Origin of the sequence: Vibrio sp. CB1-14, from assembly GCF_040412085.2 — a bacterium.
Classification (GTDB): domain Bacteria; phylum Pseudomonadota; class Gammaproteobacteria; order Enterobacterales; family Vibrionaceae; genus Vibrio; species Vibrio chaetopteri.
In genome coordinates this window covers 2,361,785-2,383,966 of sequence record NZ_CP115920.1, presented here as the reverse complement: position 1 = coordinate 2,383,966, position 22,182 = coordinate 2,361,785, and the positions used below count along the sequence as shown (strand labels likewise).

The window sequence follows — 22,182 nt, the reverse complement described above, 5'->3', positions numbered from 1 at the left end:
GGCTAAGTATTCGTCTCAATGTAACTTAACCCTCTATAGCTTTATCCGGAATGTTCTATCAACGATCGCTCAATTGAGGTAAATGAGTAAGGTAATCCATGATCAGACTTGGACTATATTGACGTTTAATTAAAGAAGACATGAAGTCCATATATGGCGCCACATGGCCGAAAAATGCCTTGTAACCTTCACATAGAAAGTTATGCTGATCATTGCCCATTGGAACTCGATGTTTTGGACAGCCCCCTTGGCAAGCAAACTTATATAGGCACTTTTGACACTTTTCACCAAGGTTAGGCTTTAAATTGTTAAAAGCGATGCGCTTTTCATTTAATTCCAGGCAGGTCTCTAAGTTAGAGATAGAACCAAGCCGATATTCGGGGTAGACAAAATGATCACAATTGTAGATATCACCATTACTTTCCATAATGAGAGAGTCACCGCAGCTTGGTTGCATTACACACATTGAGGGTACATCACCAACCCATGCTGCTAAAGTGCTATCAAAGATCTGAACGAAAACTGTACCAACATCCCGTTTTATCCAGCAGTTGAAAACATCTTTCAAAAATTCCCCGTAGCACTTGCTCGGCACTGACCAGCTCGTTACTTCAGATAATGATTTTGAGCAGGGTACTATCAACTCACCAGTCATCACATGCTTGTGTTCTACAATTGGTATGAATTGAAGATGTTTTACCTTCAAATCTTCAACGAAGTATTGATAGATTTCATTACCATATTTACACGAATAGTCTGTCACCACGCACAAGAGATTAAATTCTACACCGTACTTTTTAAGAAGATGGATTGTTGCAATGACTTGCTTATGAGTTCCTGAACTACCAGACTTGTTCTTACGGTATCTATCATGAATATGTTCAGGCCCATCGCAAGATAAACCAACAAGGAAGTTGTATTCTTTAAGGAACATTGCCCAGCTTTCATTAATTATTAGGCCATTTGTTTGCAGACTATTTCTAATCACTTTATTGACAGAGTATTGATTCTGTATCTCAATCACTCTTTTAAAGAATTCTAGTCCAGCGAGCGTAGGTTCTCCTCCTTGCCAAGTAAACTCGACCGTATTGGATGGAGTTTGTTCTATATAGTTCTTTATATATACCCTGAGTGTTTCGTCGGTCATCAATTTATTACAATTAGATAGGGTTGTTTCACCTTTTTGTAAATAAAAACAATAGTCACAAGATATATTGCAAATGTGACTTTTTGGTTTTGCCATAATATGTATATTTTTATTCACAAACTCTTACCTTCAATGCTAACGATAGTATTTGCTATAAAGAGGGACTCAATCCGTAAATCAGTCCCTCTGTTTTTTATTTGATTGATTTATTACTTGCCGAAGTTATGATTTCTGTTCGTTGGAAGTTCCGGCTTAGCAAGTGACTGGGGCAAGCTGTGATCCCACTCATCAAACTTGGCTTGTAACTCTTCCTTCTTTTCTGGGTAACGAGCAGAGAGATCACTGCGTTCATACATGTCAGAGGAAAGATTGAATAACTCCGCTTCCCCAGTTTGCTCATAAGTATTGTACGCAAGCTTCCAATCTCCGATTCGAATCGCGTAATCGTCAGCCCTGCGCCAGTACATTGTGTCGTGGGGGCGCTCGCCATTTCGCTCGCCATTAACAAAAGGTACAAGGTCCACACCATCAAATTCATGACCCTTAGGTGGGTTCTCAATACCAAGATATGTCGTCACCGTTTTTGCTACATCAAGCGTACTTACCGGGAGATCGTAGGTTATATTGGCAGGTACAACATTTGGCCAACTCATGATATACGGTACACGAATACCACCTTCATAGTTGGTTCCTTTATAACCTCGCAAGCCTCCTGTGTTCGATAAATTGGAGTCTCTTTCTAATGCCTTTGGATTTGGACGAGGGGAACCATTATCGCTAATAACAAATATAGCGGTATTCTCTAGTTTGCCTTGCTCTTCGAGTGAATCAACAATTTGGCCAATTCCCTCATCTAGAGCGAGTACCATCCCCCCAAACTTTCTGCGATTTTCTTCCTCGATATGATCCATTTTATCGATATAAGGTTGAGGTACTTCCCAAGGGTAGTGAACGGCATTGTAGGCAACATAAAGGAAGAATGGTTGGTCATCTTTACTTGTTTCAATAAAGTTCACTGCTTCTTGGCTAAATACTTCAGTCGTATAGCCTTCAAATTCAACCATTTCCGTGTTTCTAAAGATTGGCCAGTATTCATGGTTGTCACCAAATTCAAAGCCACTTTTGTAGTAGGAGTGTGAGCCATTAAGGAAACCATAGAAATAATCGAACCCTCGGTTGTTCGGGCGCTTTTCTTCCGCTAAGCCAACATGCCATTTACCGATTGCTCCGGTGCGATAGCCTTGCTCTTTGAGAATTTCCTGGAGCATAGGTTGTGAAAGTGGAATACCGGCTCTGTTGCCTTCTTTAGTGGGGTAGTGGTCTTCGGGAATATTCTCGGCACTACCTAAGCGCTGTTGGTAAACTCCGGTTAAGAGTCCTGCTCTTGACGGACCACAAATGGAAGAAGTCACATAGCCTTGAGTGAAATTGACCCCATTCGCAGCAATTTTGTCCATGTTTGGTGTTCTTAGGTCAGTAGCCCCAAGGAAACCGGGATCTCCCCAACCTAAATCATCAACGAAAATTAGTACTACATTGGGTTTTTCGACAGCTACTTCTGCTTGGACTGGCATAGAAATAGTGGATAAAAGTAGTGGTGTTGCTACTACACCCATTATAGACTTTGTTAGCTTTGAATATTTGTGTTTCCCATATTCCATTAGTTTAAATTCCCCAGAATTGTTTATGTTTGTTGCTTTTAGTGCAAAGTTTCTAGCTTGGTACTGCTGGTTGGTCGTTTGAACTTTTCCAATTGACTCTAAAGTTCATTTTTAATGAATAACGATTAATGAAATAAATATTAATATATTAGAGTTAATTAGGTATCTAGATAATCAATAGGGTAAGCATTTAGTTAGAAGTTCACATTGGCACGGAAAAATAACTTATTGGTATCGTTTACCGCACCCTTGTATTCAGTAACGAGCTCGATGTTTTTGTTTAAGTGGTATGCCAGTCCAAGAGTAAACCATTTGTCGTTCTCTGGTATTTGGCATGTGCTTTTGTTCGTGTTGACTTCGTTGTAGGTGGTAGCAACGTTTAGGTTTTGAGTGAAGTCATAAGCAACACCCAACGCGTATCCATCCGTTTTGCAACTCTCTTTTGCTACGTTATCTATTTGATGCTTAGCAATGGAATACTTGGCTGCTGTTGTTAATTGGTTCGCACGCCAAATAACACCGACGGTGCCGGCTTTTTTGTCATTCTCATCATAGTCTACGATGACGTCCTCACCATATGAGTTCGTTTTGCGTATATCAGCATAAGCACCGCCAAAGACAAATTGCCCAAGTGTGATTGAGCCTCCGAGACCCCAAGAGTTAGTTTCTCTATCGTAGGAACCACCAATATCAAAATTGTCATAGGCATACATATGGTTCCAAATGTTTTCTTTACATGCCAATTCGTCCATTTCGGCTTCTAGACCATGCTCTTTTGCTATGTCACCAAATCCTATATAGGCGTCGACGGTTCCACATTGTTTACCATAGGTAGTGATACCGAGATCCGACCTAACACCAAATTGGAAGCGATCGACGTCGGTGTTTGAGTTACCAAAAGCAGGTCCGTCAAACGTATCAACTCCCCCCCAACCGTATCTAGCTTCACCACCGATTAAAAATGAGAAGTACTCACTCAACATAAATTCGAAGTCTGCACCCATCTTAAAAAGGTTCCACCAGGCAACATTACCAATGTCATCGTTGAATAGGAGGTCACCGCCGAGTCGTGCACTGGCATAGGCGGAACCTTTGACCAAACCTTCGTCTAGCAAAGGGTAGTAATTGTTAGGTAGTGGTGCTGTGGACGACAGGTCTGATAAGTCGCCTTCTATAGATGTGATTTCACTTGGCGTCATTGGAACATTTGTTTGATTGTTCTCCTCTGCGATAGTAAGTGGAGAAACAATAAGATAGATAGGAATAATGCTTAAGAACTTCAGTTTCATGCTCGACCTGTACGTTAATGGTTGTTGATATGTTCGCACTAAAGGTTAATGACATGTGGTTGGTGTTAGATATACACAATGTATCGAAATAAGATTTATAAGGAGAAAATATTATTTCATTTTCGATTGTTTCGATTTTAATTGAAACTGATGTGATAAAAGTCGAGGTTAAATCTGCAGTTTTTTAGGTAAATGCAATATAAGAATTAATTGGAAACGAACAGCAATGCTTTGTAACACTGGTTTATTGTTTTAAATATATTGACGGGGTGTGTTTTATATAGTTGCTCTTTGAATGTGATCTTGATCGATGTATTAATTATCGCAAATCGAAAAAGTCGAAACGATCACGAATTTATTCGATTCTACCCCGTACAATTGCGCCATCAACATTGAGTGAAAGCTAACTAAGAATAACAATCCCAGACGGTAAGATTAGTCATAACTGAGAGATTTCTAAATGGCCAGTGTAACGCTAGAAAGAATTAATAAAGTTTATGAGAATGGATTTCACGCGATTCATGACGTATCCATCGACATTGAAGATGGTGAGTTCATGGTGTTGGTAGGTCCATCTGGGTGCGCTAAATCCACGATGCTGAGAATGGTTGCTGGGCTTGAGGAGATCAGCGATGGGAACCTTTCTATTGGTGGTACTGTGTGTAATGACCTCGCTCCAAAAGATCGTGGTATCGCCATGGTATTCCAAAACTATGCTTTGTACCCTCATATGACGGCATATGAAAATATGGCATTTGGTCTTGAGACCGCGAGGAAGCCAAAGGATGAAATTGAAAGACGAGTAAAAGAGGCAGCTCAGCTTCTTGAAATCTCAGAGCTCTTAGACCGTAAGCCTAGTCAAATGTCGGGAGGGCAGTGTCAACGCGTTGCCGTTGGCCGAGCTATGGTTCGAAAGCCAGAAGTGTTCTTATTTGATGAGCCGCTATCTAACTTAGACGCTAAGCTTCGTGTCGCTATGCGTATGAGGATTACAAAGCTGCATCAACAGTTAAAAGACAGTGGCCGACCAGCAACGATGATCTACGTAACACATGATCAGGTTGAAGCCATGACGATGGGTGATCGAGTATGCATTTTAAATCGCGGTCGAGTGATGCAGATTGATAGCCCAATGAAACTTTATCATAACCCTAAGAATAGATTCGTTGCCGAATTTATAGGCTCGCCGGCAATGAATGTTATTGAAGGCGCACTAAGCTTTGACTCTAGTAAATGTTACTTCACTCATAGTGGTTATGCTATCGCGCTAGATGCAAGAGCTGAGAACGTTTTGCAACCGGCAGTAGATAGTAATCAAGGTGTCGCTTTTGGTATTAGACCAGAAGATATCTATTTATCAGAAGCGAAATCTGAGACGCACCAATACCCTGCAGAAATTAAAGCGATAGAACGACTAGGTTCAGAGTTGCTTTATCACATTGAAGTGTTCGGAGAAGAAATTGTTTGTAAGATGCCATTCTCTACAAACGAGTTCAATGTGGAAGATAGAGTGTTTGTTTATTTTGATGTGGAAAAAAGCCACTTATTTAAAAATGATGACATTGAAAACGAAAACCTATACTTCCAACAAAACAAAGATCTACTAGAGAGTTAATTATGAATGCGCCAATTAGGAATAATGTTTGTCTGGAAGAAGGCAAGGTTTCCGTTCAACTAAATCGTGAGAATACAATTAAAAGTATTTTCGTTCGTGATATTCAACTGTCGTTATTTAATACACCAGATGGTGAAAGATCACTGACCAGCATCTTCGTACGAATTAAAAATGAAGATGGAACTTACAAGTTATTGGATTTGTTCAATGATCCCTCGACTAAGTTTGCACGTTTGACTGAATCACTTGTATGGGTATCTGACTTTGAAGGTTTGCAAGTCCAAACTGTGCTTAACTTGGACGGTGAAACTACGACGGGTTTCTTTGCAGTAGAGCTTTTCAATTGTTCAGGCACTTCGATTGAGTGCGATATTACTTATGGGCAAGATATTGGGCTTGCTGACCCCGAGCAAGTGAAAACCAACGAAGCATATTGCAGCCAATATTTAGACCAGCAACCGATCATGACGGAGCTGGGGTGGGTGATCAGTTGTCGTCAGAACATCAGTCAGAAAGGAAAGAACCCTGCTATCCAGGTGGGGTGTTCTTCCAAGGCTGAAAGCTTCAGTACCGATGCATTTCAGTTTTTTGGCACTGAGTATAAGCAGACTGGTATTCCGGTGGCACTTGAGAAACCGCAGCTTGCCAATGAAGTGTATCAATATGAGATGGCCTATGCTGCGTTGCAAACGCCTTCTTTCACACTAGAAGCTGAGCAGCGAAAACAAACTCAGTTTTATTTTAGTTTTGTTGATGATTTGCCCGTTCAGAATCGTTCTCAGCCTTCTGAGCTTGCTCCGATTACATTTGCAGAGTCGCCTGTCGTCGTAGACAACAACGCTCTACAGGCTTCGTGCATGAAGACCATACCATCATTGGTTGGTGAGGAGATGACAGAAGCGGATTTGGCCGAATGGTTTGATTCTCGTGAGCTTGAGGAATATGAAGCGGGAGAGTTACTGTCGTTCTTCGAAGCTTCCGGTACTTATGTGACATTGCAAGCCAAGGAGACCAAACAAGAGCGTCCAACTGGACACATTATATTGACGGGCAGCGATTTTGATCATTCAAAAGAAGTGATGTGCTCGACCAATTATATGTTTGGTGTGTTCAATTCTCAGCTTTGTGTTGGGAATACTTCTTTCCAAAAAATGATGAGCGTTAACCGAAACGCACTGAACTACCACAAAAACACCGGTCAACGTATTCGAGTGAAGCTCAATGGACAGCGTTACGTTTTAGACCTTTGTTCTGCGTTTGCGGTATCACGTACTTGCGCTACTTGGTTCTATAAAGTGGTTGGTGGGATGATTGTCGTTCGCTCTTTTGCTTGCAGTAGTGACACTAAGGTTCAATTGGACATCGAAGCTTATGGATTCGACCACGCTCTAGATATTGAAGTTACGCATCACCTAGTCCATGGAAACCATGAATCAGAATCAGTGGTATCGGTAGCCAAAAATGACAATTTGCAGACAGTTGTGTCTGGCAATAACGAACTACTGAATGAGATTAACCCGAATTTGACGTTTAAGATCTCTGCAACATCGGGCTTTAATTGTGTCGATACTGTGGTTAACAGCGAAAATCAGAGTGAAGAGTACTTAATATACCAAGGTAGTGTAGCTCAAAAAGAAAGCTTGCTTATTGAAGCGAACCAGCCTCTAGATGAGCCAGCAGACTTCTTGTTCCATGCGACAGAAACAGCCTGTTCGGAGCAAGCTCTGGACAATCTAACAAATCACTTCGATGTTCTTATCGAAAACGAAGAAGCGAAGAGTAAGAAGCTAAATCAAGCAGTGCATTGGTTTACTCATAACGCGCTTGTTCACTACAGCTCTCCTCATGGTTTAGAGCAATACTCTGGTGCTGCGTGGGGAACGCGTGATGCATCTCAGGGGCCGTTCGAGTTCTTCATGAGTCTTGGTAAATTCGAGAAGGCGAAGAGTGTGCTTTGCAAAATATACGCTCATCAGTATCTCGAAACAGGCACGTGGCCACAGTGGTTTATGTTTGATGCGTTTAAGTCAATCCAGCATGATGAATCTCATGGAGATGTTGTTGTTTGGCCACTTAAAGCACTTTCAGACTATATTGCCGCGACGGGTGATGTTGATATCTTAACAATGAAGGTGCCTTACAGTACCGAAGCCGCTGGACACAGCTATATCGCAAGTGATGCGACTCTCTACGATCACGTGGTCAAGCAGATCGATCATATTGAAGCAAACCTAATCGAAGGGAGCTTTTTATCAAGTTACGGCGATGGTGACTGGGATGATACTTTACAGCCTGCTAATCAAAGCTTGCGAGAAAAGATGGTAAGTGGTTGGACGATTCCTCTTACATTACAGACCTTTAAGACATTTGTTTCTAATGAAGCTGTGAAAGGTGAGTTCTCTGAGCTTTGCCAAAGAATCAATGAGCTAGCATCGGGAATGCACGATGACTATCAGCGATACCTTCTAAAAGATGACATCGTTGCGGGCTTTATCCATGTCGAAGATTTCAATGAGAACAAAATAAACTACTTGCTTCACCCTGCGGACCAAACAACGGGTATTGAGTATCGGCTACTACCGGCTAACCGTTCTATTATTGCCGAGCTGTTCTCTAAAGAACAAGCCGAATATAACCTAGAGCTTATCAAAGAAAAGCTCTTGTACCCAGATGGTGTTCGCTTGATGGATAAATTAGCGAAATACGAAGGTGGTAAGCAAACGTACTTTAAACGAGCGGAGTTGGCGGCAAACTTAGGTAGAGAGATCGGCCTTAACTATGTTCATGCGCATATCCGTTTTATTGAAGCTTTGTGCAAGCTTGGTAATGCTAAAGACCTTTATGACAATGTGTTCAAGTTAATTCCTATGGGGATTAAAGATGAAGTGGAAAATGCGATGCTGCGTCAAGCAAATAGCTATTTTTCCAGTTCTGATGCTGCTTTCAATAATCGATACGAAGCCTATGAAGGTTACGGAGATTTAAAAGCGGGCAAAGTGGGCGTAAAAGGCGGTTGGAGAATCTATTCTAGTGGGCCAGGTATCTATATCAACCAAATCATTTCAAATGTATTGGGGATACGCTACGAGAATGGAAACCTAGTGTTAGATCCGGTGGTCAGCCGTGACCTAGGTAACGTTGCAATACGGTTCGATTTGTTTGGCAAACCTGTTTCTATAAAGATCGTGGCGGAGCGAGGGGAGCATACACCGAGAAGAATTACACTCAACGGATCAGATGTAGAGTTTTCATTAACAAGCAATAGATACAGAAAGGGCGGGGCAATCATTGATAGTGCTATCAAAGATAAGCTTTCTGATGTTAGCAATCAACTAACCATAGTTCTTTAGTTTTATTTGGGGCTGAATAAGCCCCAACTTGAGGTTTGCAATGAAAGCTACAATTAAAGATGTCGCGAAGAATGCCAACGTATCTATCTCTACTGTGTCGTATGCTCTAAATGGTGGCGAAAAAGTTAGAAAGGATACACGAGCAAGAATAATTGATGTCGCGAATGAACTTGGTTATTACCCAGAAAGGGTAAAGAAGTTAACACAGAGCAATAACAATAAGTGTGTAGGTCTATTTTTTAATTCTTGGTACGGCCCAGTCTACAGTAAGGTCGTAAAAGGCATTGAGAAACAACTGCATGCTAAAGGTTATGATGTCATGGCACTAAGCTTGTCGAACCAAGAACCGGGTACATTAGAACGATACCTGAACAATGAGTATATCGATGGTGCAATTATTCTCTCTAGTGAAATACCTGATGAAGTAATAATCAATAAAGCATCGGAGCAACTTCCCTTTGTTGTTCTCGATAGAGAAATTCATTCCGACAACGTTTACTCACTGCTTATTGATAACTTTGGGGGTTCTTTCTTAGCGGTTAAAGAGCTTATTAATAGTGGTGAAAGTGAAGTGTATTTTTTCTCTGGTCCAGAGAATAGTTACGATAGTCAAAAGAGGTTGGCAGGGTGTTTGTCTGCTCTAGGGTATTTCAATATTAGCATTAAAAAGGAGTGCATTATTAATGCTGAATTTGAAGATGAAATAGCCTATGAGAAAGCAGACCAACTTTTTAAAAGGACAACACCTAAAGCGATCTTTTCGAGTAACGATGAAATGGCAATTGGAATCATTAGAGCTGCAAATAAGCACAACATTTCGATTCCAACAGATATGCGTTTAGTGGGATTTGATGACATTCAAATGGCCAACCTGATTGTGCCAAGGCTTACAACCGTATGTCACGACAAATACAAAATGGGTGTTCAGGCCGCAACCCTTGTTCTCGATGCCATCAATGGCGAAAAGGGGTTAGATAGCATGCGAATGTTACAAGCGGAACTAATTAGACGAGAAACATTTTAAGGTGAATATTATGACGAAGTGGCTTACCTCCCTACTTATGTTCGCTAGTTTAACAGCAACAGCAACAGCAACAGCAACAGCAACAAACGAGCGAACCAAGATCGATATTATGGTGCCGCCTGCAGGAGACTACATTAGTTTCTTTAATGAAATAGCAATCCCAGAGTTCAATCATCGTTATCCTAATGTCGAGGTCGTTGTATCTAACGATATGAACATCGATACGAGGATCGCAGCGGGTGATACGCCAAATCTTTATGCTGGGGTTTTTGGATACCAACCTGCCAAACTCGCGAAATTGGGTCTACTGGTATCGTATCAATCGTTTGACGATTTCAAGCAGCTGGAGAGCAAAATTGCGCCTAACTTTCTAGTAAAGAACTTCGGTCGAAACTTCTATGTTCCATGGAATGCAACGACTCAGTTGATGATATACAACAAAGAGTTATTTGTTGAAGCGGGTCTTGATCCAGACTCTCCGCCTACCACTTGGGATGAGTATATAGAAGCATCGCAAGCCATCTCTCAATTACCGCGAAGAAAGGACGGAACACCTGTTTATGGTTCGGTCATGTGGAATGAGCAGCTTTCCGCAGGGAACTGGTACTGGGGAATGTTAGCTCAGCTTTATTACAACTTTAACTCTGGTGATTATGGTTTGCTTAATAAATACGGCACGTCCATCGAGTTTGACAAGCAAGGTGCTAACTTCGAGTTGTTTTTGACAATGATGAAGGATGTCCAAGCGAACTCGCCAGTGACAATGGAGAAAAACTTTTTCTCTCGCTCAATTGGTATGTGGCCACAGTACGGATTTGGTTGGAAAAACTTATTGGATTCAGCGGCGGGCAGGCCAATGGTTGTTGGAGACGACGTGGCGTTAGCACCAATCCCAACGTTTAAGGAAGGTGAGCCGAGCTATTCAACACTTGATGGTAGAGCTTTGATGATTTTTAAAGGAACGCGAATGCAAGAAGACTATTCCTGGAAGATGGTCCAAATGCTGATGGAAGATGACATGAACCACAAAGCGAATATGTACCTTGGTCAACTTCCGGTCTTAACCACACTAGTGGATAAGCCCTACTATCAAAGCCCAGGCGTGAAACCTTTTGTTGAGCAACTGAACACCACGAAAATTAGCGAACCATTTTTGCAAGCTGGAGATGTTGCGGGCGTCATCTTAGATACCTACACCAAGGTTGTTTTAAATAACCAAATGACGCCTGAGCAGGGGCTAGAGAGTGCGGTAAGAAATGCCAATCAAGTATTGGGTAAGGGGAAGAACTAATGATCAATCATATGAGAACCAATTTTTGGAGCTACGTTTTCTTATTGCCTTGGCTACTGTTTTTTGTTGTGTTCTTGGTATACCCACTATTTCTATCTTTTGAAAGTAGCTTTCTGAGTATCAATATTCTCAACCCGGAAGAGACGAAGTTCATTGGGTTTGGGAATTGGATAAACATTGCTTTGGATTGGATGTTTTGGAAGTCGTTATTGAATGTTCTGTTCAATCAAGTGATTTTCGTATCCTTGAGCTTTGTTATCGCGTTATCGCTAGCACTACTGCTTAACGAAGTGAAGTTTCTAGGAGGACTGTTCCGCACGGTCATGTTTATCCCAGTAATTACTTCGATCACTGTGGCGATGATCGCCTTTGACTTTATCTCAGGCCCATCCGGCCCAGTTCAAACGGGGATGGCTCAGCTTGGTGTCATTGATGAGCCGGTGTTTTGGAAGTTTGACCAGTGGCTACCAATGCCAATCATTGCTGTGTTCAGTTCATGGAAGTGGTTTGGTGTACAAATGATTATTTTTCTAGGCGGCATTGCAAGCATCAATAAGTCGCTTTATGAAGCCGCCGATATTGATGGTGCTTCATGGTGGAGAAAAGTTACCAAGATAACGATTCCTATGATTAAGAATCAGATCATATTTGTTATGACTATTAATATTATTAATGGCCTTCAGATGTTTACAGAAATATTCATGAACTTTGACCTTAAAGGGGGAGCGTATCAGTCGGCACTAACGCCAGTTGTATATCTATATGACACGGGTTTTGCACAGATGGAAATGGGCGCGGCTTCTACTATCGGTCTATTACTTGCGGCAATTATCTACATGCTGACAATGCTTCAACTAAAGATTACCACTAAGGACTCTAATTCATGAAAGTAAACAATAATCAAATTCTAATATTAGGTTTGCTAAGCTTTGCTAGTATTATCGTGCTTTATCCATTTTTCTATATGATCATGAATTCATTTAAGGATGGAAGTGACATTCTTCACTACCCAACGGCTTTGCCAAAGGCAATCTCATTGACAGGGTATATTGATGTCATTAAGTCTGTGAATCTGGGTCGTATATTTTTTAATACTATCTTTATCTCTGTCACTGTAACTATCATGAACACACTGTTTTCAGCGATGGTTGCCTTTGCGATAGTAAAAACGAACTTACCAAGTAGAGAGTTCTGGCTGAAAATCATCTTGGCATCAATGATGATTCCAGCAATCCTATTTACTATCCCAACCTATATGATGATGTATGACTGGGGCTGGATAAATACCTATCGAGTGCTAATTATTCCATCCGCAATTAGTGCATATAATGTGTTTCTTATGGTGCAGTTTATGAAGCAAATTGATAATGCATACTTAGAGGCTGCAAGAATCGACGGTGCGTCTGAATTTAGAATTTTCTGGAAAATTATTCTTCCTATGATTAAGCCGGCGCTTTCAACTGTTGGCGTGCTGACCTTTATGAATACCTGGAACGACTTTATGAACCCTCTACTCTACGTAAGAGACGACTCGCTCATGACGTTACAGCTTGCTTTATATAACTTCCAAACCGAGGTGCCAGCGGCTAACGTGGAACAATTGTGGGCAATGACCACTATGATAGCGTTGCCTGTTGTTATTGTGTTCTTCTTCTTACAAAAGAACTTTGTAAAAGCATTTACTGGTGTGGGTATTAAGTAGGTTTATTATGAAGAAACTCATTTTATTAACTCTGTTTGTTGCCGTTACTTATATTAGTGCTTATGCAAAAGTGTACCAGCAGACGGCTAATTACTTTCATCATGCGCAAGCTCAAGAACATGATGGCAATTATATTGAGGCATTAAAAGGTCTAGACAAAATCGAGCTGAGGATTGATGAAGACTATGTCGGTGGTTATCAGCAAGTAATCGAAGCGTGGGAACAAAGTGGCATGAAGCCTAAGCCTAGCTTTTATTATGAATCACAGCCAAAGCCGAAAGAGATTATCGGCAAAATGACCAACGAACAACTTGATAGCTTTATCGATGTTTATCTTGAGTTAGACAACAAGTATGTTCTTGAAGCCGCAAAGTTGAGATATAACCGCGCCATTGCTAAAGCGGACACCTCTGTTGCAGAAAGTACCGCTGAGTTATTGACAGAAGCCTTTGACTATCAGTTAAAGTAAGATTTGAGAAGATGATGACACTAAATTACAACAACCCTGATTTATCCACTGAAGAGCGTGTTAGCTCGTTACTTTCTCTGATGTCACTGGAGGAGAAAATTGGTCAACTCTGTCAATCGCCTATGCTGGAGTATGACAGTAAGAAACAAGAATATTTGAGCCAAGTCCGCAGTGGTTTGGTTGGATCGCGAATTCTTGCTGATACAGCATGGGCTGGCAACGCTCCAGGGGAAACCGTCGACCCAGAGCAAATCAATGAGATCCAAAGAGTTGCCGTGGAGCAGAGCCGTCTAGGTATTCCGGTTATCTTTGCCCGTGATGTTATCTATGGTCAGTCTACCGTTTTGCCTATTCCGTTGGCTCAGTCTTGTTCTTGGAATGCATCGTTGGTAACCGATGCATACCGCGATGTTGCTCTAGAAGCCTCTTCTCTTGGCATCAATTGGACTTTTGCGCCGATGATGGATGTTGTACGAGACCCTCGCTGGGGCCGAGTGATTGAAAGCTTTGGTGAAGATCCACTTTTGAATGGTGCTATGGCCGCTGCTGTTGTTAAAGGCTTCCAAGGGGATGATTTGGCATCCCCTGGCAGCCTAGTTAGCTGTGCCAAACACTTTGTTGGTTATGGGGCTTCTGAAAGCGGGTGCGACTACGATACAACTGAAATATCAGAAAACACCCTAGCTAATGTTTACCTTCCTCCTTTTAAAGCCGCTATTAATGCTGGCGTAAAGACCTTTATGTCGGGATTCAATGACTTAGGTGGAACTCCGGTGACATCATCTAAGGACTTGATCAACGGTTGGCTAAAGAAAGATCATGGATTTGACGGGTTTGTGGTGAGTGATTGGGGCTCTATTTCAGATTTACATCATTTCCGCGTGGCGAGGGATGAGGTTCATGCGGCTGCAATGGCGCTGGACGCTGGCGTCGATATGGCCATGACATCGGAAGCATACCAAGACCATCTGCACACAGCGTTAGAGGCGGGTTTGGTGACTATACAGCAGATTGATGATGCGGTTAGTCGCGTCTTGACGGTAAAATTTGAAGCTGGTCTGTTTGAGCATCCTTATGTGGATGCAGAGAAAGCTCAGCTGTGTCAACGTGCACCTGAACATACTAATAGAGCAAAGGAACTTGCTCAACAGAGTATGGTGCTGTTGAAAAACCGCGATAACTTGTTGCCGCTTGTCCAAAATGAAACCAAAGTCGCTGTCGTTGGACCTCATGCACATACTCAGCGACAGCATTTAGGCTCTTGGTGTTTAGACGGCAAGTCTGATGATGTGGTGTCCATTTACCAAGGAATCAAAGACCTTATCGGCGAGCAAAACGTGTTGACCGAATACAGTGCGCTTACCGATGAGTGGGTGGAGAGTGCTCATCGTGCGGACGTTGTGGTGCTATGTGTTGGTGAAAGCCATCGTAGCTCGGGTGAAGCGAGAAACATTGCTGAGTTGAAGCTACCATCTGGCCAAGAAGAAGCAATTGAGGCCATTGCTAACACGGGCAAGCCATTCGTTGTCGTGCAATGCGGCGGTAGACCGATGCCTTCACAGGCGATCTCTCGCCATGCTGATGCGCATTTGATGGCTTGGCAATGTGGTACTGAAACAGGCGCGGCGGTTGCTGACCTTCTCTTTGGTAGGGCTTGTCCTAGTGGTAAGTTAACCATGACTTTCCCTAAGTCTACGGGTCAGATCCCTATTTACTACAACAAGAAACCACTGGGTAAAATGCGAGATTTTGCCGATTATCGCGGCTATAAGGATGTTGATAGAGCACCGTTATACCCATTTGGATATGGCTTAAGCTATGCGAAGTTTCGTTATAGCGATGTAGAGCTGATGTCTGTTGCTGATGGTAAAGTGAAAATTGGTTTTACCCTTTCAAATTTATCACCAATAAAGGCAACGGAAATCTGCCAGCTCTATTTTTCTAGAGCATATTCAAGCTGTACTCGCCCAGAGAAAGAGCTGATTGGTTTTGAACGTGTTGATATCGAAGCGTGCAGCAGCCGTCATGTTGAATTTGAAGTGGATATTGATGGATTGGGCTACTTTGAAACCATCGCTGATTATGTCAATCCAAAATCGGCGGTCACGTTCTTGGTTGGGCCGAATTCCGATGATTTATTACCACTAGAGTGTACAAGCTCTCAACTTTACCAAACTGAGGTTAACTAGACGATGACAACAAACCGAAAACCTAACATTCTGGTATTTCTTAGTGACCAACATAACGGTATGTACTTGGGCTCTAGTCCTCAGGTAGAGCAAGAGAGAGTAGAGACCCCTGTTTTGGACACTATGGCGCAAGAAGGGGTCAATTTCACAAGTGCCTATACGCCAAATCCTCTTTGCGTGCCTGCACGTCTATCATTGATGACGGGCAAGCATTCAAGCCAAACTGGGACATTTACCAATCTTTGTACGATTGCAGATGATCAGGCCACATTCGCTCATTCACTGGGAGCGGAGGGGTATGAAACCGTTCTGTGTGGAAGAATGCACTTTTTGGGCTATAACCAAAGGCACGGTTTTACGAAAAGAATTCTAGGCGATTTCCTTCCATCTATGTGGGCGTGGTCGCGTGAAGATTGGATAGAGAGTGAGATTGGAGACTTTGCAGACTCATTGACGATTCCAGGTTCGTTAGAAGTGGCGAAAGGGGGCATATCACCGATCCTTGAGTATGACAAAAAAGTGGTTAGAACAGCCATCGAGTACATGCAGCAAGATCATGAAAAACCCCAGCTGATTGTTGTCGGCACCTATGGTCCTCACTGTACTTACGTCTGTCCGGAAGCGCTTTTTGATAAATACCGTCCGCGCGTTAAGTTGCCGCATAGCTTCCATAATCAGCCTGATGATTTGAAGAATATGACAGACCACTTTAAGAATACGGTTGAGGAGTCCAAAGTGCTCGACATTCGCGCTGCTTATTGTGGAATGGTAGAACAAATTGATACTCAGGTTGGTATGGTCAAATCCGCATTTGAAGCCTATTGTGAGCGTCAAGACCGCGATAATGTATTCATTTATACCTCTGATCATGGTGACCAGATGGGCGAGCGTGAAATCTATGGAAAGCATACCTTCTTTGAAGGCTCGGCGAGGATCCCGATGCTTGTCACTGGTACCAACATTACTCCCAAAGAGGTGACGTCACCGAGCAGTTTGATAGACATTGGTCCGACGCTGTGTGAGTTAGCAGGAGCGCAACCTCCAAGTCGTCAAGACGGTCAGAGTTTGGTCTCAGAGATCTATCGTGGAGAGGTTGATAGTGAAAGGTACGTGATTAGCGAACTTATCGATAACGAAAGTGATGGCACGCCAATCATTGCGCGAATGATCCGTAAAGGGCCTTTGAAATTAATTCGCTACCATGGAAAGGAATCCCAAGACTTACTTTTCGATGTAGAGTCTGACCCCTATGAGCTGACCAACATCATTGGAGAAGTGTCAGAAACGACAGTGCAGGCGTTGCTTGACTTGATGTACCAAGGTTGGGACTTAGAGCGTGCCGTTGACTTGCATACGGAAAAAATGGCGGACAATGAGCTATTAACGCGCTGGGGTAAAGAGCAGAACTTTAAATGCTCAGATGATGAAGACTATGTCATGGTGCCGGAGTTTGCGAAAACACTATAAGTTGTCTCGCTGAACTACTGCGATAAGTAAAAAAATAGGGTAACGAACGTTACCCTATTTTTGTTTTTATGCTTTAGATTGGGTTTTAATGCCGGGCACAACATCGCTTGTATTTTTTACCACTGCCACAAGGACACTCGCTATTTCGGCCGATACTTCTCCTTTCTGCTTCAGGCTTTGTATCGGTGCGCTGACGGAAGTAGCGCATAATATCGGATGCTGGTCGGCCTTGTCTTAGCAAGTGAGCCATAGCAGTCATCGATTTTTCAGTATGCTTAAAATGTTCGTAGTAGGCGTGACATAAATAGTTGCGGTCGGGTTTTCCATTTGAACCTAATTCAAAGCGATGCTTTGGGCACCCTCCGTTGCATGCAAAACGGTAACGACAGCTCAGGCATTTCTGATTCAATGTTTCATACTTGTCTTTACCAAACTGAATTGCTGCGGGTGAATTGTTCATTGCAAATATGGTGGAGTCGTGGATGTTACCCAGTTTGTATTCTGGATAAACGTAGTGGTCACATTGGTAGAGATCACCGTTGGCCTCTAGGGCAAAAGCGTGCCCGCAGCGAGGTGAAAAAACGCATATGCCTGCCGGCTCTCCAAGCCAGGATGCCAGCATAGAATCAAAGCTTTGAACAAAGGTTTGTCCGACATCGTGTCGCACCCAGTAATCAAATATGGTGTTAAGAAACTTAGCGTAAGCTTTCGGATTCACTGACCACGGTGTAACAGGGGAAAAGGTATCACCCGGTTTGGCGAGTGTTAGACTTTCTTCGCTTCGACTAACTTCTCGTTCAACCAATGGAATGAATTGAATGTATGTTGAGCCAATGTCTTTGAGAAACTGATAGACGCGAAGCGGCTCATGTACATTTTTAGCATTGATAACAGTGAGTGTGTTGAACTCTACAGCGTGTTTATTGAGTAACGTTATCGCTGCCATCACTTTACTATGTGTGCCGCGTTTTGAACGAGTTACGCGGTAATGATCGTGCAGATCTTCTGGGCCATCGATAGATACGCCAATGAGAAAGTTGTGCTGTTTAAAAAAACGGCACCAATCATCATTAATTTGCAAACCATTAGTTTGAAACGCGTGCCGAATCGACTTGCCCTCACCATACTTGTCACACAGTGCTACTACTTTTTGGTAGAACTCTAGCCCTAGAAGAGTCGGTTCACCTCCTTGCCATGCGAAGTCAACAAACTCACCTTGTTGGGCCTCGATGTGTTGTTGGATAAACAGCTCTAACGTTTCATCAGTCATCCGCCAGTTTTGCTGCCTTTCTGGATAAAGTTTGTCTTTTTCAAGATAAAAGCAGTACTTGCAATCGATATTGCAAACGGATCCCGAGGGTTTGGCCATTACATGGCAGGAGGTTATCTTTTGCATAGTGTTTCATCGTGTGTGCTAAACAATAGACTTTCTAAAGTCCGCTAAAATGTCCAAATCGACTGGGCTAGGTTTTCTGCTTTCTTTGAGTAACACTCCAGATGCCTTTAGAGCTTTGCAGTATCGGATAACAGTCGTGATATCTGTGCCGCTATACTCGCCGATTTCCCGATATGTCCAGGGGTAATCTGGGTACATTTCAAAGAAGTGAGTGAGGGTATCAAGGATGCGCTTTTTGGCGCTAAAAGCGTTGTACTGCATCAGCCTTTTTTCTGCTTCACCTAGCTCAGTGCAGACTTCTTTCATCAGGTACTGTGCTAAGTCTGGAGCCAATTCATCAAGAGACTGAAAATCATTAACGTCAATTCTTATAATGTCGCTATCCAACATGGCTCGTGCAGTCGATGGATAGTTTTGGTTGGTAAACAGTGAGCGATACCCAAAGTAACTGCCTGGTCCGTAAATTCGGAGTAGCGATTCCTTACCGCTTTCAGTGACTTGATATAAGCCAACCTGACCACTCTTAACGCAATAAAGCCCTCTAGCAGAGTTACCGCTTCTGTAAACCACTTGTTTTCGAGTGTAACTAGTGAGTGCGGCCTGTGATTCCACCGTGAGCGTTGGGTCAATGAGCATGAGAGTAAACCATTATGAAAATCTGGCTTCAAGATACTCGATATTTCAATGCTGAAATATGACCATCGCCATAAAATTTTCAGAAACAATGGGGATAAAGTGATACCAAATGAAACCGTGTAAAACGGATGGCTAACTTTGGAGTTGTTGTAGTGGAACTGAGTGGTTTTTTGTTTGAATTGTTGTTCTCTGAAGCCTCGATTTTAAAAATTTTACTTGGCACTGTTTTTGGCTTATGTCTCGGTCTTACGGGGGTTGGAGGGGGAGTATTACTTATCCCAATGCTGCAATTTTTCTGCGAGATGCCTCCAGTATTAGCGGTGGGAACCGCAAGTATGATTTCTGCGATGGTGAAGGTTAACGCTTCCTTTTTCCATCTAAAAGCTAACAATGTATCTTGGCGTCAGATGGCGCTGCTTTTTCTCGGAGCGCTACCATTAACCTTGTTGGTGACGCAGTGCATTGTTTTTCTAAATGAACATCCCGTTCATAGCGAGATCACTCAGAGTTTGGTTTCGTTTCTTGTTTTATTAGTGATGTTTGGGTCATTAGTATCTGTGTTAATCAAGTATTTTAGCCATCGCGCGGGTACGAATCAGGCTGAGTGTAGTAAGCCCAAAAAAAGTACCGCGGTGTTGTCCGGGATGTTTTGCGGCACAGTACTGGGTTCCACGGGGGTTGGAGGAGGGGTTTTGCTGCTGCCTATCTTCACCAACCTTTTGAATGTAGACATTAAAAAAGCGGTAGGTTCTTCCGTGGTTGTGGCTCTGTTGTTATCGTCGGTTGCGGCTTTCGGTTACGCGAAAGGGGGGCAATCAGACTTCGATACGGCTTTGCTATTTTTAATTGGCTCTTTCGCTGGTGTTCCGATAGCTTCGATATTCATGTCTCGACTGTCCGAAAGTTCTATCTATTTAATAACGTTAGTGATAATTGGTATTAGCTGTGGACTGTATTTATTTACTTAAGATTTTTTATGACACTTTAAAGGTGGACCGCGTAGCTCAAAGCATTTGAGCTACGCTGGTAGGTTCGTCTCGGAATACAAGTTTCAGTCAACATCATTAATTGGTGTTGTGCACGCACAACGTAACTTAAAACTCACTATCAACCTGAAACACCAATCGCTCCTTACTATAAGGATGATCAAGCTCCAACCGCTCCGCATGCAAATGCAATCGATCTGCCTTCTCGCCATACAAGGTGTCGCCAACCATCGCCATATTCAAGCCAAGATGATGAGCACTGTGGACGCGTAGCTGGTGGGTTCGGCCTGTTTTTGGGTACATGTACACCTTGCTTCGGCCATCCCGCACTTCAATCAACTCCCAATGAGTTTGCGCTGGCTTGCCATGTTCATAACACACTAGCTGCCTTGGGCGATCATCAGGGTCGCCGCGCATTGGTAGCGAAATATCGCCCTCGCTCTGGGTAAGTTCACCTTCGAGCAATGCAACATAGCGCTTTTGTACACCACGGGTAATGAACTGCTTTTGTAGGCTTTTGTTGGCGCGCTTGGTTAGAGCGAAAACGAGCAATCCAGATGTGGCCATGTCTAGGCGGTGAATCACATAGGGGCCTTCAACATCTGGGAACAGAGCTTGCAGGCGCGTATAGGCAGAATCTTTAATGGTTTTGCCTGGCACGGATAGCAAACCTGATGGTTTATTGATGACCACCATCGCATCATCTTGGAATACAATTTCTAGCTCTTTATCTTGCGCCCAATTCTGCTCTAGCGGGTTAGGCTCGACGTTTAGGCCTTGCAGCATGTGTCCTAAGATAGGTTGGCATTTGTTGTTGCATGATGGGTAAAAACTGCCGTGCTTACGGATTTCTGACTTGGGCGATACCCCCCACCAAAACTCGGCCAAAGCCAAAGGCGTAAAGCCGTGCTTGTAGGCGTAGTGCAGCAGTTTTGGTGCGGCGCATTCGCCGGCACCGGCTGGTGGAATCGGGGTTGTCGTTGCCGCGAAGATATCAACTAAATCGCTGGTTTCACCACGTTGATTCAAAAAGCGATACTGCTTATGAAGTTTGTGCTGCAATGCGTTGGATAGCGCTTTATGGTGCTCTCTAAGCTCTGCAAGATGGGTTTCTAGTTCTGCTAGTCGCTGTTCTTTAACCGCGAGCTTATCTTCCCACTTGAGCTTTAGATATTTGAGCGTGTTTTTTTCTGCAACGCTTTGTTTGCCAAGCTCGTCAAGTAAGGACTGAAGAGCGTCGCCACTGAGTGTTTGTTGCGCCTCTTTTCGCTGCAGTTTGCGAGCAGCACGGCCTTGAATCATGGTGTCGCGATGCGCTTGTTCTTCTTGTTGATACGCAGCACGCTCTGTAGCGATTTGCTCTTTGAGTTCTGTTATTTCAGGTGCGTTGGCGAAGGTTTTGTATGTCGCAAGCGCTTTGGTGATGGCGTCGGTGTCTTCTCGGAAGAAGCCGTCTTCAGTAAGCATATCGAAGACTGGTGGGACGAATCCTGGCAGGAGGTTTTGGTCTGCAATCTTGCCAGAAAAGGCACTCAAAAAGCCGATTTGGCCTTGTGGGTTTTGCACCAGTAAAACACCGAACATCTTACCTCGACCTTGGCTCTCATCTTTTATGCCAAAGTCATAAATGAAGTCAGTTTGCGTTTCTAGATACTGCTGGAGCTGATTTGCCGCTAACACGCACAGCGGGTGAGGCGTGTAGTAGAACGGAAACGTAAATTGTTCTGGTAACTCGTAGCCTTCGATAGCAACATCAAATTGGTTAAAGCAGTGTTGGGGTGAGTGCATATTAAAGGCCGTGGGTCATAGAAAATTGAGCACGGATTGTACCTTGTTTGGACAGAATTTCCATGAGTAGTGTTTGTTGGCTTTTGAGCTCTTTGTGGGTTGCTCGGTGTGTCTTTTATTTTCTAGCTAATCGGGTAACATAACTGTCTGATTAACATAAAGGTAGGCATCT

Annotated in this window: 16 protein-coding genes; 10 read left to right on the top strand and 6 right to left on the bottom strand. The window is 43.1% G+C overall.

The window, feature by feature from the left end:
- Positions 1-58: 58 nt before the first annotated feature.
- From PG915_RS10770 to PG915_RS10760, 3 genes are all read right to left on the bottom strand, one after another.
- Positions 59-1,264: an anaerobic sulfatase maturase gene (locus PG915_RS10770; protein WP_353496532.1), complete on the bottom strand. Its 1,206-nt coding sequence runs from the start codon at positions 1,262-1,264 to the stop codon at positions 59-61.
- Positions 1,265-1,356: 92 nt separating this feature from the next.
- Positions 1,357-2,763: a sulfatase family protein gene (locus tag PG915_RS10765; protein ID WP_353496531.1), complete on the bottom strand. Its 1,407-nt coding sequence runs from the start codon at positions 2,761-2,763 to the stop codon at positions 1,357-1,359.
- A gap of 239 nt (positions 2,764-3,002) precedes the next feature.
- Positions 3,003-4,097 (bottom strand): porin, encoded by a 1,095-nt coding sequence (locus PG915_RS10760; RefSeq protein WP_353496530.1) that lies wholly within the window; start codon positions 4,095-4,097, stop codon positions 3,003-3,005.
- Between the two features lie 460 nt (positions 4,098-4,557).
- On the opposite strand from PG915_RS10760, the gene PG915_RS10755 reads away from it, so the two are divergent.
- Genes PG915_RS10755 through PG915_RS10715 form a run of 9 tightly spaced genes read left to right on the top strand, consistent with a single transcriptional unit; the run spans position 4,558 to position 17,204 of the window.
- Complete coding sequence (locus PG915_RS10755; protein WP_353496529.1) at positions 4,558-5,712, top strand: ABC transporter ATP-binding protein; 1,155 nt, start codon at positions 4,558-4,560, stop codon at positions 5,710-5,712.
- A gap of 2 nt (positions 5,713-5,714) precedes the next feature.
- Positions 5,715-9,062 carry a GH36-type glycosyl hydrolase domain-containing protein gene (locus tag PG915_RS10750; RefSeq protein ID WP_353496528.1) on the top strand — a complete coding sequence of 1,116 codons (3,348 nt, stop codon included), beginning with the start codon at positions 5,715-5,717 and terminating at the stop codon, positions 9,060-9,062.
- A gap of 40 nt (positions 9,063-9,102) precedes the next feature.
- Positions 9,103-10,086 carry a LacI family DNA-binding transcriptional regulator gene (locus tag PG915_RS10745; RefSeq protein WP_353496527.1) on the top strand — a complete coding sequence of 328 codons (984 nt, stop codon included), beginning with the start codon at positions 9,103-9,105 and terminating at the stop codon, positions 10,084-10,086.
- Between the two features lie 10 nt (positions 10,087-10,096).
- Positions 10,097-11,377, top strand: coding sequence for an extracellular solute-binding protein (locus PG915_RS10740; protein ID WP_353496526.1), 1,281 nt, complete (start codon positions 10,097-10,099; stop codon positions 11,375-11,377).
- Complete coding sequence (locus tag PG915_RS10735) at positions 11,377-12,264, top strand: carbohydrate ABC transporter permease (protein WP_353496525.1); 888 nt, start codon at positions 11,377-11,379, stop codon at positions 12,262-12,264. Before PG915_RS10740 ends, PG915_RS10735 begins: the two co-directional genes overlap by 1 nt.
- On the top strand, positions 12,261-13,079 hold the full coding sequence (locus PG915_RS10730; protein ID WP_353496524.1) for a carbohydrate ABC transporter permease: 819 nt from the start codon (positions 12,261-12,263) through the stop codon (positions 13,077-13,079). The genes PG915_RS10735 and PG915_RS10730 overlap by 4 nt, the downstream gene beginning before the upstream one ends.
- A gap of 7 nt (positions 13,080-13,086) precedes the next feature.
- The gene (locus tag PG915_RS10725; RefSeq protein WP_353496523.1) at positions 13,087-13,548 is read left to right on the top strand and encodes a hypothetical protein; all 462 of its coding nucleotides are present in this window, start codon (positions 13,087-13,089) and stop codon (positions 13,546-13,548) included.
- Between the two features lie 11 nt (positions 13,549-13,559).
- Positions 13,560-15,737, top strand: a complete 2,178-nt coding sequence (locus tag PG915_RS10720) for a glycoside hydrolase family 3 N-terminal domain-containing protein (protein ID WP_353496522.1) — start codon at positions 13,560-13,562, stop codon at positions 15,735-15,737.
- 3 nt (positions 15,738-15,740) lie between these two features.
- A complete protein-coding gene (locus PG915_RS10715) occupies positions 15,741-17,204 on the top strand; it encodes a sulfatase-like hydrolase/transferase (protein ID WP_353496521.1) in 1,464 nt (487 codons plus the stop codon).
- An 85-nt stretch (positions 17,205-17,289) separates the two neighbouring features.
- Here the strand turns inward: PG915_RS10715 and PG915_RS10710 are convergent, their stop codons facing one another.
- Together PG915_RS10710 and PG915_RS10705 are read right to left on the bottom strand one after the other, a co-directional pair.
- Entirely contained in the window at positions 17,290-18,600 is a 1,311-nt protein-coding gene (locus PG915_RS10710; protein WP_353496520.1) for an anaerobic sulfatase maturase, read from the bottom strand.
- 18 nt (positions 18,601-18,618) lie between these two features.
- Positions 18,619-19,236: a Crp/Fnr family transcriptional regulator gene (locus PG915_RS10705; protein WP_353496519.1), complete on the bottom strand. Its 618-nt coding sequence runs from the start codon at positions 19,234-19,236 to the stop codon at positions 18,619-18,621.
- Between the two features lie 152 nt (positions 19,237-19,388).
- On the opposite strand from PG915_RS10705, the gene PG915_RS10700 reads away from it, so the two are divergent.
- Entirely contained in the window at positions 19,389-20,204 is an 816-nt protein-coding gene (locus PG915_RS10700) for a sulfite exporter TauE/SafE family protein (protein WP_353496518.1), read from the top strand.
- A gap of 126 nt (positions 20,205-20,330) precedes the next feature.
- Here PG915_RS10700 and PG915_RS10695 read toward each other — a convergent pair whose 3' ends face one another.
- Complete coding sequence (locus PG915_RS10695) at positions 20,331-22,010, bottom strand: RluA family pseudouridine synthase (RefSeq protein ID WP_353496517.1); 1,680 nt, start codon at positions 22,008-22,010, stop codon at positions 20,331-20,333.
- Positions 22,011-22,182 lie beyond the last annotated feature (172 nt).

Bases quoted from the DNA above. Each gene is read 5' to 3' on its own strand.
- PG915_RS10715 (WP_353496521.1), top strand. From the start codon at position 15,741: ATGACAACAAACCGAAAACCTAACATTCTGGTATTTCTTAGTGACCAA.
- PG915_RS10720 (WP_353496522.1), top strand. From the start codon at position 13,560: ATGATGACACTAAATTACAACAACCCTGATTTATCCACTGAAGAGCGT.
- PG915_RS10760 (WP_353496530.1), bottom strand. From the start codon at position 4,097: ATGAAACTGAAGTTCTTAAGCATTATTCCTATCTATCTTATTGTTTCT.
- PG915_RS10710 (WP_353496520.1), bottom strand. From the start codon at position 18,600: ATGCAAAAGATAACCTCCTGCCATGTAATGGCCAAACCCTCGGGATCC.
- PG915_RS10765 (WP_353496531.1), bottom strand. From the start codon at position 2,763: ATGGGTGTAGTAGCAACACCACTACTTTTATCCACTATTTCTATGCCA.
- PG915_RS10695 (WP_353496517.1), bottom strand. From the start codon at position 22,010: ATGCACTCACCCCAACACTGCTTTAACCAATTTGATGTTGCTATCGAA.
- PG915_RS10725 (WP_353496523.1), top strand. From the start codon at position 13,087: ATGAAGAAACTCATTTTATTAACTCTGTTTGTTGCCGTTACTTATATT.
- PG915_RS10740 (WP_353496526.1), top strand. From the start codon at position 10,097: ATGACGAAGTGGCTTACCTCCCTACTTATGTTCGCTAGTTTAACAGCA.
- PG915_RS10735 (WP_353496525.1), top strand. From the start codon at position 11,377: ATGATCAATCATATGAGAACCAATTTTTGGAGCTACGTTTTCTTATTG.
- PG915_RS10750 (WP_353496528.1), top strand. From the start codon at position 5,715: ATGAATGCGCCAATTAGGAATAATGTTTGTCTGGAAGAAGGCAAGGTT.
- PG915_RS10705 (WP_353496519.1), bottom strand. From the start codon at position 19,236: ATGCTCATTGACCCAACGCTCACGGTGGAATCACAGGCCGCACTCACT.
- PG915_RS10730 (WP_353496524.1), top strand. From the start codon at position 12,261: ATGAAAGTAAACAATAATCAAATTCTAATATTAGGTTTGCTAAGCTTT.
- PG915_RS10755 (WP_353496529.1), top strand. From the start codon at position 4,558: ATGGCCAGTGTAACGCTAGAAAGAATTAATAAAGTTTATGAGAATGGA.
- PG915_RS10745 (WP_353496527.1), top strand. From the start codon at position 9,103: ATGAAAGCTACAATTAAAGATGTCGCGAAGAATGCCAACGTATCTATC.